General features: G+C 55.8%; 11 protein-coding genes. 6 read left to right on the top strand and 5 right to left on the bottom strand.

Annotated features, from left to right (window positions below):
• Positions 1–241 precede the first annotated feature (241 nt).
• Genes MWU61_RS18390 through MWU61_RS18375 form a run of 4 tightly spaced genes read left to right on the top strand, consistent with a single transcriptional unit; the run spans position 242 to position 4,208 of the window.
• Positions 242–436, top strand: coding sequence for a hypothetical protein (locus tag MWU61_RS18390; RefSeq protein ID WP_247129932.1), 195 nt, complete (start codon positions 242–244; stop codon positions 434–436).
• 27 nt (positions 437–463) lie between these two features.
• Positions 464–1,432 (top strand): DUF4123 domain-containing protein, encoded by a 969-nt coding sequence (locus MWU61_RS18385; protein ID WP_247129931.1) that lies wholly within the window; start codon positions 464–466, stop codon positions 1,430–1,432.
• Positions 1,429–3,297, top strand: coding sequence for a hypothetical protein (locus tag MWU61_RS18380; RefSeq protein ID WP_247129930.1), 1,869 nt, complete (start codon positions 1,429–1,431; stop codon positions 3,295–3,297). The genes MWU61_RS18385 and MWU61_RS18380 overlap by 4 nt, the downstream gene beginning before the upstream one ends.
• Positions 3,294–4,208 carry an SUMF1/EgtB/PvdO family nonheme iron enzyme gene (locus MWU61_RS18375; RefSeq protein ID WP_247129929.1) on the top strand — a complete coding sequence of 305 codons (915 nt, stop codon included), beginning with the start codon at positions 3,294–3,296 and terminating at the stop codon, positions 4,206–4,208. Before MWU61_RS18380 ends, MWU61_RS18375 begins: the two co-directional genes overlap by 4 nt.
• Positions 4,209–4,235: 27 nt before the next feature.
• Here the strand turns inward: MWU61_RS18375 and MWU61_RS18370 are convergent, their stop codons facing one another.
• From MWU61_RS18370 to tssI, 5 genes are read right to left on the bottom strand one after another with little or no spacing between them, the layout of a single operon-like run.
• Positions 4,236–4,967 carry a hypothetical protein gene (locus tag MWU61_RS18370; RefSeq protein WP_247129928.1) on the bottom strand — a complete coding sequence of 244 codons (732 nt, stop codon included), beginning with the start codon at positions 4,965–4,967 and terminating at the stop codon, positions 4,236–4,238.
• A 12-nt stretch (positions 4,968–4,979) separates the two neighbouring features.
• Entirely contained in the window at positions 4,980–6,242 is a 1,263-nt protein-coding gene (locus MWU61_RS18365; protein ID WP_247129927.1) for a reprolysin-like metallopeptidase, read from the bottom strand.
• Positions 6,235–7,539, bottom strand: a complete 1,305-nt coding sequence (locus MWU61_RS18360; RefSeq protein WP_247129926.1) for a DUF4123 domain-containing protein — start codon at positions 7,537–7,539, stop codon at positions 6,235–6,237. The genes MWU61_RS18365 and MWU61_RS18360 overlap by 8 nt, the downstream gene beginning before the upstream one ends.
• A 12-nt stretch (positions 7,540–7,551) precedes the next feature.
• A complete protein-coding gene (locus MWU61_RS18355; protein ID WP_247129925.1) occupies positions 7,552–7,809 on the bottom strand; it encodes a PAAR domain-containing protein in 258 nt (85 codons plus the stop codon).
• A complete protein-coding gene (gene tssI, locus MWU61_RS18350) occupies positions 7,809–9,863 on the bottom strand; it encodes a type VI secretion system tip protein TssI/VgrG (RefSeq protein WP_247129924.1) in 2,055 nt (684 codons plus the stop codon). The genes MWU61_RS18355 and tssI overlap by 1 nt, the downstream gene beginning before the upstream one ends.
• Before the next feature lie 619 nt (positions 9,864–10,482).
• Here tssI and MWU61_RS18345 point away from each other — a divergent pair.
• Both MWU61_RS18345 and MWU61_RS18340 read left to right on the top strand, forming a co-directional pair.
• Positions 10,483–12,063 carry a phosphate ABC transporter substrate-binding/OmpA family protein gene (locus MWU61_RS18345; protein WP_247129923.1) on the top strand — a complete coding sequence of 527 codons (1,581 nt, stop codon included), beginning with the start codon at positions 10,483–10,485 and terminating at the stop codon, positions 12,061–12,063.
• Positions 12,064–12,119: 56 nt separating this feature from the next.
• Complete coding sequence (locus MWU61_RS18340; protein ID WP_247129922.1) at positions 12,120–13,028, top strand: type IV pili methyl-accepting chemotaxis transducer N-terminal domain-containing protein; 909 nt, start codon at positions 12,120–12,122, stop codon at positions 13,026–13,028.
• Positions 13,029–13,036 lie beyond the last annotated feature (8 nt).

The following is a 13,036-nucleotide window of genomic DNA, read 5'->3' as shown; positions in this document are numbered from 1 at the left end:
TGCTTCAAGCCATTTGGCCAATTTACGACGTTCTTCGAGGTTCAGGTGGGGGTAGCAGCGTCCCATTGATCAACTCCATGCAAGGTTCTGTTTTAATACAGAATTCGCACTTCATTTGTGAATCCACCTTTCTTGGCATCGAATTCCAATAATGTGAGTTATGTTAACCGGCTTGGCCGTGGAAAAGGGTTGCTCATCCCTCCGGACAGCTTCGTAGATTGCGATTACAATCGGACACTAAATGCACGCGGTATTGATGCGTATCCGACTGGATCCGCGGGTCGCACGGTGGGCTGTTGGTGCGTCTAATTTGCTTGAAAACACCCGCGCGTTTCGTATGGCGCTTGCGGACCTGTCAGCGCTTGATAAGTCTGAGCGCGAGGCACGCAGGGTTCAAGCGTGCAGCCATTTGCCGGACCTCGAAGATTTGGCATGACACACGGGGCCGCATTAGGAAAGCTGTATGACGTATCGTGACATTCGCACTTTCGAAAGCCAGACGTTTGGTGGCTTTCAAGTTGGCCAACATATAACCGACGAAGATGCGCAAAACGTACTTCCTGCACCGGTGCTATCCGCGCTAAACGACGGCGATGACAGGCTTTACGCCATTCTTGATGCGGGTCGTGTGCCGTTCCTGTCGGACCGGCTGGACATGGCTAACCTGAACGGCCGCATGATTTTCCGCAGTAACATTGTCATGCGCGGGGTCGAAGACGGTGCCGATCCGATGGCCGAAGTGTCCCCTTGGCTGATCGAGGTGCCACCGAATGATGATCTGATCCGCGACTTTTTCTCGGCTGATCCTAATAACAATTGGCAGATGATGCCGAACCGCGCGGGTATTTTGCTGCGTACGTCCCTGCCCCAAGACGCGCTTCTGCGACGTCTGATGCGGTTGTCGCAATTGCCTGACGAAGCGGGCGCTGATCTGTTCTTTCGGTTTCATGAACCGGGTATGTTGGGTGCACTTTGCGCGACTGTCCGATCGGAAACCGTCGCTGGTATTTTGCACGACATCAGTGCGGTAATCTGGACAGAAGACACCGTGATTGATGACACATGGCAAGCGCATATCATGCGTCCAGCGACGGACATCACATCCGGCCAGTGGCACGGTCCCCGCATTGATGCGCATGTCCGGCGGGGGTTTGCCGATGTGATCAATCGGCGTCGTGCGCATCTGATCCTGCGCGAAAGCGATCTCGCGCCACATGATCGTGGCGCATTGGTGGATGATTTGACCCATCTGTTGGGCGCCAGCCAGTCTAGTGCCGGCGCTATGCTGCATCACCTGCGTCTGGTCGCGGTTGCCCCACCTGCTGATCGCCCCTATTGGCGCGAAATGGTTGATAAGGGGGACATTTCTCTCGCGTTTATCAACCGCAAGATGCATGATCACTACATACCAACGGAGACGTTTGCGAAGTGACCGAGACCTGTATTACCTGCGGCGATATCGAACTTTACTATGTCTTGTCATGCGGGGACGCGGCTGTTGGCGATAGCGTCATCCTGATGTTTGGCGGCGAAGACCACGACGAGTTGAAGGCAGAGATCGACGTCGTTCAGGACGCTTTTAACGAGATCTCACAAAACGCAGCCGAAGATAGCAACGAAGGTGCGGAAGCGACCGTTCAGGCCCAAGACCACCTTGCTAAGATGCTGGACGGTTACATCAAGCCTGACGTCAGCCTGCCCGAAAAACACATGGTGCAGGCCTATAACCTGCGCGGGCGCAAATGGACGTTTATTCGCAGCGATAAAATGCGCAATCACATGCGCAGCTATGCCATCGACAAATCCCTGCTTGAGGCGACAAGCGAAGGTCTGAACAAGGGTGGTTTGCGCTCTGCCTTTATCGCCGCACGTGAAAAGATCGCGAGCGATCTGGGGGGCGGGATCAGTTGGAAAGGTCAGGTTTATAAGGCCTCTATCGGGGGATCGATCACCGACATCTGGGATGCCGATTTCCTGACGTGGGTTGATGCGGTAAACGAAAGCATGGCCTATTCAAACGAAAGCCCCTACCACGATCTGTCTGCAGGTGCGCAGCTGTTGCGGGGCTATGCCGGATTTGGTCTGGCGATCGGGTATAATCCGTCGAAAAACAGTTATGGCCTGACAGGCAACGCCGAAGCCCGCGCCGTTCTGGCAGAAGGGAAAACCACAATCACGGGCTACGTGCCTCATGCGGACGGCTGGTTCGCGCGTGCGCCATTCGCCGATGCCGCAGCGTCCGAAGCAGGACGGCAAGAAGCGCTGAATTTCGGCTACTTCCGTGGCACGATTGAACTGAAACTACACGCGATGTTGGGGGCCAGTATTATGGGCACCGCTGGCATCGAATATGTGCCGCAGCCTGACGGATCGACCCAAGTCCAACCCGCCGCTGCAGGGGCCAAAGGCCAGATTTCGGCAGGCGCCTTTGCCGGGGTCGAGGCAGGCGGTAGCCTGACGGGCGGCGTGCAATGGTTGAACCCCGGTTGGCGCGAAGACGAAGGTCAGCGGCTGCGGGATGCAGGATGGAAAACGATGGTCAGCATCGGTGGTACGGCTGCCGTGAATGCGGGTGTTGGCGCTGAATTTGATCTGATGATCACGTTTGAGAACGGCAAATTCATGTTCCGTGCCAAAGCACAGGTCGTTTGGGGCGTTGGCGCAAAGGGCGGTGTTTCCGGCGGTATCGGGTTCGAGGCGATCATCGAATTTGTGATGTACACCTACCACCAGCTCCGCGCGAACGGCTTTAGCTATCTGGTTTTCATCCACAAAGAAGCTTTCGACGCGATGGTCCAGATGCTTATTTATGCTGTACAATTTGGCGAAGACGCGATGATTGCGCTTGGCAACGGTGTATCTCAACTCGCCAGTTGGGTCATGCAACCGTTCGAAGATGCCGACGCCGCCGAAGCCTTTGCAATCAAGGTGAAACAGCAGCCCCGTGCGCTGTTCTTCGGCCCGCCAGAGGTCAAAGGTGCTGTGCTATATCGATTGTCGGAACGGTTTACGTTCAGCCGCGAAGAACACCAAGAAGGGGCGATTATCGCGATCATGCATTGCATCTCGTCGCGCCGAGAATGGGAAAAGATCGTCGAACGGATCACGCCAAACGGCCAGAAAAGCAGCGCAACCGCAGGGCTTGCCCGCCTGAACGCCGTGCTCGATTTCGGGGCACAGACCCAATTCAACACACGGCTCGCCGAGATTTTGGCGATGAACGACATCTATGATTACGTGGCCCCCGGTGATACTCGTTTCGCAGGCGCCCCTGTCACATTTTCGAGCTACGCATGAAGATTATCCTTGGCCTTATCGTAGTTGCAGTCGTCGGGATCGGCGGCTGGTTTGCATTGACTACGCTGCAGACATCAAGCGCAATCGACGCGCTTGCCGCAGACACCCGTGCGAACCTGATCGCCGTCAAAGGCGGCACTTTTGACGCCGGCAATTTTGAGATTACGGTACAGTTGGAAAATGGCGACCGCGAAGTGCGGCTCGTATCCACGTCTGCCCTGCCCGCCTATACCGTAACCTTGGACGATTTCAGTATGCTCGCGGGCGAGGCATTGAATAGCTCTTTCGATCTGTTCACCCAAGCAACAGGCCGCCCGTCGCAGGTTCATAACGCCGCATTCGGGCTCGGTATTCCTGATCACCCCGCGAATATGACGTGGCAAGAAGCGACCGCTTATTGTGCGTGGCTGGGCGATATCGCTGGTCTATCTTTGCGCCTGCCAACCGAAGCCGAATGGGAATTCGCGGCCCGCAGTCGCGGTGCGCTGGTCCCGTGGGGCACGGCTGGTGGCGTCTGGATGCCGGGCGAAAATGTCCCGCCCGCGGATGCCCCAGATGCCGTCAAAGACGCTGCGAACCAATGGCCTGCGTCCCCGATGGGGTTCTATGACTTTGCGTCCGGCGCGAAAGAATGGGTCAACGATACGTCATCCGACGCGCGGATCGCAAAGGGCGGTAGCAGCCGATCAGATGCGGCATTTGAAACGATCCCGGGCCGCACGATTGTGGATGCTGTGACCAGCAGCTGGCCTGGCGAACCAGACCGGCTCGCGCAACAAGGCTACCCCTACCACGCCGCCTACGCGACAGCCCGCTGCGCGTCCGACGAAGCAGGTCAAGGGTCGGGAACGGTCGATTTCGAAGCACCAGCAATGGTGCCAATTATTGGGGCGCAGGCGGTTAGTTACTAACGATCACCCCACTCGGGTGCTGTTAAATTACGGCTGAAACGGCTGTCCGTCATGTTCAAGCGGCTGATATGGCCCCTCGTGTTTGGGCAAGCCAAGATGCCGTCGCACGGTATTTGCAATAACAATTCCCGGAACGCGGATCGGGGAAACGCTTTGCCGCGTATCGTTAATGAACGCCTGATAAATGGTGTCAGTTTGGGGCATGCGCAAATTGCGAATTTGATTAAGTTCCGTGAGGACGTAGCTTGGTGACGGTTCCAATCTGAGTGCGTCTATCAGTAAAAGAAGTGCGTCGGGATCACCCATCGCGGCCTTGTAACGCAGGTAGGCGAACGCCTCGAAATTGGGTCCGGGTGTTGCATTTTCGGCGCTTGGAAGGGTCAGAAACCGCTGCGCCAATACGTCTTCGACGTCAATTTGATGCCGTGTAATGGTTGAGAAAAAACCCTGTGGAAATGAGTCGCGGGTCGCCATTTGACGCATCGCGGCAACGAGGACCGGACGATCCTTTTCTTCGATTTTATCAAAGTAGGCACCCGTATCGCGGACGATATAGTCAGCGAAACTAAGAAAAACGTCGTTGGGCAAAATACTGCTGCGGTACAAGAGTGCCGCGATGTGGCACGGATCAGAGACGGCGCTGCCGACATAATCCTTGTTGGGCCATGGTTCCGTTCCGAACGTGGTCATATTTGTGCCGGTCACGTATTCCACAATCGCAGGCGGGCATTGCTCTTTCAGAAGGTCGACATAATCCATTGTTTTTCCTTACTATAATCTCGCAGCAACGGCACGTACGGCGTCCCATTGATTTTTGCGCAAGAACGACTGTTCCGTGAAGTTGGGCCAATAGCCCATCAAATTTAACGGATCACGTTGCATGATTTTTCCAATGTTCTTTGGATCAAGCGCCCGAGGTGTCGGGTTGATTGCAGGTTCAGTGTTTGTACCCGGTTCTGCGACAACCGGATGGCCCAACGACGCCTTTAAATGATCGGGCAATTGGTTTGCGATGCCCGCATCATCCGGATGCAATAGCCCCAACGCATGACCAAGTTCATGGGCGAGAACCGCATAACTATCAGTGATAGACTGTCCTCCAATCGCCCCTGAAAAATCTTTGAAGGCGAAAGCGTGATCTGCTGAAATCCAAGGAACAACGCCATTATAGCGAGACGGGACATCATCCGGGACATAGTACCACAAGTACCGTTTCGCTGATGCGCCAGACTGCCATTTGGCGGTTTCTCCGAACCAATCAAGCGTGCCTAGATCATCGCCGCTTGGTGCGCCCAAGAACGCATTTTGTCCCTGTAGCTCTCCGAAACCTTCACTGTAATACGGATCTGCGACAGCGGCGCGCATGCCGAGTTCAGCAGCGGCAATGCCGGGAACGCCCTTCAGGTCGACGTCGCCTACGTCAGTCAGAATGATCCGAATGCCCGCCGCATTAAACGTCCCGTTCAACATGTTAGAGAGTGCGTTTGTTGAATAGCCGACCGACTTTGAAAGCGGGGTATTGATGCATCCTATTGTTGTTTGCAGAACAATCGGGTCATAGCACACCACATGAAACCACCCGATGTCTTCGCCGTCGCAGGACACACGTACCGTCGCTTCGCCTGCGCTGATTCCGCGCAGCGTCAGCGGCATGCCGGACGCTGACCCGCGTGTGGGGGATACCTCTGCGATGCCAGCTGGGGTTACTTCGAACGTGCTGTTGGCGATGCAGGCCCCGCTGGTGTGGCCTTCGAAACTGGCCTCGACTTCAGTTTCGTCGCCCACCATCACGGACACCCACGCGGCACCGTCTTGGGTCATCCGGTCTGATGGCACAGATTTAGCCGCATCCGGCGGAATCCAGTATTCATCCGCATCGCGTGTCTGCGCAAGGTTCGTGCGGGCATCAAAGCCCCTGACCTTTGCTGCGTTACGCGATCCGTCAAATGTGCTGACCTGCGGACAACAGGTCGCGACGGGCGATAGCCCGCCGGACGGCGGGGTTCCATTCGGATCGGGTGAAGGATCAGCCATCAATCAATGCTTTCCAAAAATCGTTACACACATCGTCCCATTCCTGCGCCGATTGCGGAGGATGAACACGCCCCAAAAATGGGTCTTCATAAAATTTATAGCCCCAAAACAGACTAAGAAACGCAAGGCAGGCCCAGTGCGTGTCAGGTGCACCCGCCGATGCCAATGGGCCTTGCGATTTCTTCCAAAGATGCCGGAACGGTTCCTGACGATCAACCGGAACATGTGCATGCAGGCAGGCGGCAAGCACCTCTCGGTTCTTGGTCAGGGTATCGTCCACGATCAGACGTGCATCCGACAACAACGGTGCTTTGAAATCGCGCAACACCGCGCGGTACGACCCCGCCCATGCGTCGGAAAACGCAGCCCGCAGCGGGACCTGCTTTGCGCGTCTGTCGCTTTGCAGAATGTCGGTCAAAACCGTGACCTGACCGCTTTGATGAAACCAGCCGCCAAAATGCACCATCAGGTGACCGAGATAGGCAAATTCGTCCTGTCGTGTGAAACCGAACCGTGTGCCTTCACGCAAGATATGCGGGCCAAGCGCGTCGCGGGCCGCTCTAGCAAACAATTCATCGGGATAATCGCGGACTAACCAGCGGGTCAGGTTTTTCTCGAGACCAATTCTTGCAATGCGGTCCATCACGGGACCATCCGGCGCTTCGAGCGTGAAATACTTCCGCACGCCCGTCCGGCTGGCACGGCCAGAAACGTGGATCAGGGTCAATTCATCCGCGTTGTGTTCTGCCACGACATGAACGGGCGTGCCTTGTTGGGTGAAATGAAACCGTTCGAACCGTGTGGGTTGTGTTGCCAGACTGGGTAGGAATTCGTTTGCGACGACGGGGTCCCAGTAACGTAGGAAAACCATTGATGTGCTGTCGGGCGCGCGGGCAACTTTGACCAAACCGCGCAGGTGCGACCGAAGTTCGGGTTCATCCGCATCGGTCAGCAGCAAGATGCCGACGCCCTGCCCGTGGAATTTGCAAAAATGATCGCGCAGCACGGCGGCTTGGGCGCCGGTTCCGCGCCCGAATGACAACAACCAAGGGCCGGCTTCGCCTTCGTCTGCGTCATGTTGGAACAAGGGGGCTGCCCCGACTTCAGGTGTCAGCGTATCCAGATCGTTCAACCCCAAGACAGCCGCGCGGCGCGTCCCGTCGAAGACACCGTAAATCTGCAGGTCTTCATCCGCCTCTATCAAGGCAGATAATTCCCGAGGGTATTCGATTGATGTGTCATCCACCCAGTCGGGTGCCAGTACGATACGTTCGACGTGCAATTGCGCTTGAGCCATTGTCGTCTGTCTTTACGGCAAGATCTTGTGGTTTGGTGAACCTGCGACGATTGCGCCGCCGTGGGATGTTGCGCAGCCGAGGTAGGCGACGGGTTTACCGTCGTCGGTGGACATGGATGATCCCATGATGATGGTGGCCCCGCAGGCGGTTTTGTCGCCCATGCGCGCGACGGGTTTGCCGTCGATCATCGCTTTGCCGCCAGACACAATCGTGTTGGGGCCGTGGATCGGGCAGACGTGTTTATCGCCCAGGCGTGCAATCGGGATCATTATTCACCCTCCTTCGGGCATTCCTCGACCAGTGGCAGACCTGCGTTAGCAGCCCCCTGCAGGGTCGGGACTTGTGAACTGCCAGAGCCGCCCATCGACACATTGCCCTTGAGTTTGATCTGTGCGCCTTCAATCGTGACGCCGGAACTATCAAGCGTGATCTTCCCGCCCGGACCCTTGATCACGAACTTCTGGAACGCCATCAGCGTGTGAACTTTCGTGTTGTTCGTGATCGACTGGTTCACGTTCAGCGTCGATTTCCCCAGAACCGTATGTTCGGCGTTACGGCCAACTTGGGTCAGGTGATCTGCAAAAATGTCCTGTTTGTGAATGTTGGCCACGTTGTGCACATGGTCCTTGCCATAGTTTTCAATCTGGTTCTGGCCGACGGTGTATTGCACGTCGCGGCCAATGTTGATCGTTTCATCGCGGCCTACAACTTCGGTATGATCTTGCCCGACAGAGATCGCTTTATCGCGCCCGACCGTTTCCGATTGATCCTGACCAATTGTCTTGTTCCGGTCATTCAGAATGTCGATCTGCTGGTCTTTTTGACCATGCATGTAGATCAGTTCTTCGTCTTTTTCGTCTTCGAACATCAGCTCGTTAAAGCCACCGCCCTTGTGGGTGTCGGTTTTGAACGTGGACTTGGTTTTGTTCGCAGGCAGCGGATACGGCACGTCGTTCTTGCCGTTGTACACACAGCCTGTGACCAGCGGTTTGTCGGGATTGCCCTCAAGGAACTCGACCACAACTTCCATGCCGATCCGCGGGATCACCATGCCACCCCAGCCCTTACCGGCCCAGTTTTGCGACACGCGGCAGCGCATCGAATAGCGGTTGTCGAGGTCCCAGTGGAAATGCACCAGAATGCGGCCGTATTCGTCGCAATCAATCTCGCCTTCGCCGACAACGACCGCGGTTTGGGGGCCGTGCACAACGGGGATGCGGGTTTTGCGTTCAGGGGCCAGCGGCGCAGAGATCGGTAGCAGTACGTAGGATCCGTCGTAAACGGGGTCTGAATTGCCCTGACCGGATGCAAAAGACGCGGTCGCAAAGCTGTGGCTGGCCGACAGGCACAGACACGGATCGTCAACGCCCGTGACCTTGTCGCCCTTCACTTTGACGGTGAGCCCAGCCCGCAATGACGCCACATCACCGCTGGCTTGATGCCGGTGATCTTGACCGCGTTCTTGCAGCGTGCGCAGGCGGGCCACCAGTTTGCCGGTGCCTTGATCGGGATAATCGCCCGGATAATCGTAGCTTTCGATCTGGCCCTGACTGTAGGCCGCGTCGCCCATCCGATCGGTTTCCATCGACGCACTCGGCTTCTTAAAGTTGTAGTCCGTTAACCTGATCCCGCCCGTCGTTAACCGCCGTCCGGGGCGCATATCGGTAAAATGTTCTTCATCGGTGGTGCGGTTTCCGTCGGACACCATCTTGAACGCACGACTGCTGCCGTACAGCGGTTCATGCGCGGTCATCGCGTCGGTCAGCACCAAGGTGTGCGATCCGCGATCATGGGTGAAATGGTAGGAAATCCCGAAGCGTTCCATCAAACGGGTCGCAAAGCTCAGATCGCTTTCGCGGTATTGCACGGTGTATTCCAGCGTTGGATAGCTGCCCGACAGCCGCTTTTCCATCGCAGGTTCGCCAAGACCTGAATAAGGGGCGAGCAGCTCGTCCAGAATTTCAACGACTGTTTTCTCGTGATAAATCCGTTGATTGCGGCGCAGACCCGCCAGCCACATCCACGGCTTTAGCGTCAGGGTATAACGCCAGCCATTTTCATGCAGGCCGTCAAAGTTCACTTCGGAAATGATGCCATCAAAAGGGACATCAGGGTTGTCATACGTCGTCAGCTCAACCGTCGCATGGGTGCCGATAAGCGCGTCAAAATCCAGATCGTTGCGTTCAGCCAAAGCATCGACGCGAATGGTGAACAAATCGTTGACGTGTTCTTCGGTCGTCATACGAAGAAGCACCAGCGTATTCGCACCCAACGCCGTATGAAGCTGCCCCATACGTTCATCTTGCTTAAATCGCGCGTTCATCAACTTTTCCTAACTCTCAACATCACACCAGACGCTACCAGCGCAACAACGCAATTCAAAGTTGAAAACGGCACGTGGCGTCAAATGTGCGGTGACTGGACCATCAAAATCGCGCAAATGCGCCGATTGTTGCGTAAAGCGAGTTAATCAAGTGCTCATGGTGCCTGTCTGATCCATCGGATGGGGGTGTCGCTGAGAATTTGTATCAGGTCCCGAATTGATGCTCTCAACCAAGGCAAGTTTGCGTCGTAACATTTTAGATGAGTTCGATCTAAAGTTTAGATTTTGCCAATTTCCGGCATAATTGCTCTTTAATGAAAACGATTACGTAAATTACGGTGCAGAAATTGCCTAAATGTGGCCAAAGTCCTAAAGTTTTAGATGTGCCTAAAATATTAGCAAAACTAGGGGATTGATACAGTCCGGCGTCGAAATTGTATCAGCCCCGCCGCCTTATTTTCGGACAGTTACGCAAAGTTACGCCAAGTTACGGTCCCAGCGAAACATTATCCCGCCCTCATTCCTAATCATCAAGTTTGCAGTTGATTGTTCGACGATTGGCGACCCGGTTTCCTCACGACGGGTTGTGCCAAGTCGGCATAACATATGGAGCAGACTATTGACCTATGAATTTCTAAAGACCCCTGCATCACTTGGCCGTATCTGTGCCTTGCTTGGTGCAACCGCATTGGCAGGCGCCGCTGCGGCTGACGAAGTTACGCTGCGATCTACGGATGGCACGATTAATCTTGTAGGCGATCTAATTAGTTTCGATAGTGAACATTACTTCCTTCAAACAGACCTTGGCGATTTGCGCGTTTCCGCCGAACGCGTCCGCTGTGACGGTGCCGGTTGTCCGGTCTTCGCGGAAATCCTGCCGGACGTGTCTATTGGCGGGTCCGACGCCATCACCGAAGGCCTGATGCCGCTGTTGTTGGCTGGTTTTGCAACCGACACAAGCGCTGAAGCGCAGACCGAAAAAACGCAAACCCAAGGCGAATTCGCGACCACATTGGTCGGCGAAGATGGCTTTGGCGACCAGATCGGCACGTATCTTGTACGGTCCGGCACGTCTGATGATGCGTTCACCAGCTTGCTCGATAATTCGATCCAGGTTGGCATGTCATCCCGCCGTATCCGCCCTGATGAAGCCCGCGCATTGAAAGCCTCTGGTGCTGGCAACATGATCGACCCAAGCCAAGAACACATCGTGGCTGTTGATAGCCTTGTTGTGGTCGTGAACCCGTCGAACCCGATCCAAGACGTGACGATGGAAAACCTTGCGCGGATCTACGCAGGCGACATCACCAACTGGTCCGAACTGGGTGGTCCTGATCTGGCGATTGAACCAGTTGTGCAAACCGACGCAGGCACAAACGCGGTGTTTAGCACGGGCGTTTTCGGTGCCGAAGATGCAGCGCTGAACGGTGCATACGAAGCAACCGATAACGTCAACGCAGCCCTTTATGTTGACGATAATCCGGGCGCGATAGCCTACGTGGGTTTTGCGTTTAAACGCGGTCAAAAACCACTTTCTTTGGTCAGCGAATGCGGGATCGGCACAACGCCCGATGCATTCTCTGTGAAGACAGAGGAATACGCCCTGTTCCGTCGTCTTTACATGTACAACCGTGCAGATATCGACAATGCGCTTAGCGCTGATTTCGTGAACTTTGCGACTTCAGATGCCGCGTCCAACGTGATCCTGCAGTCCGGCTTTATTGATCTGGGCATCGAACGTGTGGTGCAAGCCGCCAACAGCGATCGTGGCCAGCGCGTGCAATCCGCAGGCACCGATTCCTTCGAAGTCGCCCTGTCGACCGATATGGTCGAAATGCTGGACACACACGACCGTCTGTCGTCCACATTCCGTTTCCGTACGGGGTCAACCAACCTTGATCCACGCGGCAAACTGGACCTTGAACGCCTTGCGAATTACCTCGCCGATCAGCCCGCTGGCACAGAGGTCACATTCGTGGGTTTTGCTGACAACGTGGGTGCGTTTGAACCAAACCTGACGCTGTCCGAAGGCCGCGCTGAACAAGTCCGTGACGCTTTGATGGACATCGCAGGTGACCGTCTGGACGGTATCACGCTGAACATCCAAGGCTTTGGCGAAATCTCTCCGGCGGCATGTAACACCAATGAATCCGGTCGGTTGATCAACCGCCGCGTTGAAACATGGATCAGCAAATCATGAAACAGCGCAGCACACACATAACGACCCGCCCCGTCACCCAACAGGAGGCCTGTTCCATGTCAAACACCGACAAAGGCTTTATGAAACGCATCTTGCAAGGCGCATGTCTTGCCGCGACGCTGACCGCAGCCCCGGCTGTTATGGCCCAAACCGCTGACGATCATTACCGCGCTGGTGCGGAACGGATCGAAATCGGCGACCGTGTCCGGATGTACAGCCAACGGATCACAGCAATGGCTTGCATGGCCGAAGCAGGGATCAATGCGGCTGAAAACCAAGCCGCGATTATGGAGGCAATTGCCGAAGTCGATGGTCTACTGGACGCCATGAAAGACGGTGACACCGCGTTGAACGTTGCATTGGCCGAAGACGACCGGCGCATGCTGTCCGCGATCCGCGGTGTGGCGTTGCAGTGGGACACGTTCAAACAGGCGATGACACTGCGCTTTGATGTCGGCGCGACCGAAGTAGGTCCGGATTACATATCGCGGCAGAACCTGAACCTGATGCACGCGTCCAAGAACCTGATCAGCGAAACGATCAGCCATTACGCCATCCCCCCTGCCCTGTTGCAGAACGACGCGTTCACGTTGCAAATCGCGACACGTCAGCGGACCTTGTCGCAGCAGATCGCCAAGGAAACCTGCGGGATCGTGACAGGCAACGCGGTGATGGGCAGCGAAGTGCGGCTTGCCAAATCGACCCGCCGGTTTGACGCATCGCTCAACGCGCTGGTCAACGGGTTTGAAGGGGCCGGTGTGTCTGCACCAGCCACACCCGAAATCCGTGATGGTTTGGCCGCGATGACCGCCGATTGGTCCGCGTTGCGCGATCAGTTGAACAGCATCGACGGGACAACAGGTTTGGACACCGTGTCAGAGGTTTACGACGATCTTGACGCACTGCTGGCCCAATTCGATACCATCGTGCCGCTGTATATCGCGGAAAGCAAATCGGGGCTCTAAGCCTTGAG

Source organism: Loktanella sp. F6476L (assembly GCF_023015725.1).
Taxonomy (GTDB): Bacteria; Pseudomonadota; Alphaproteobacteria; order Rhodobacterales; family Rhodobacteraceae; genus Yoonia.
Note: the sequence above shows the minus strand (reverse complement) of the source record. Positions and strands in the feature narration are given on the sequence as shown.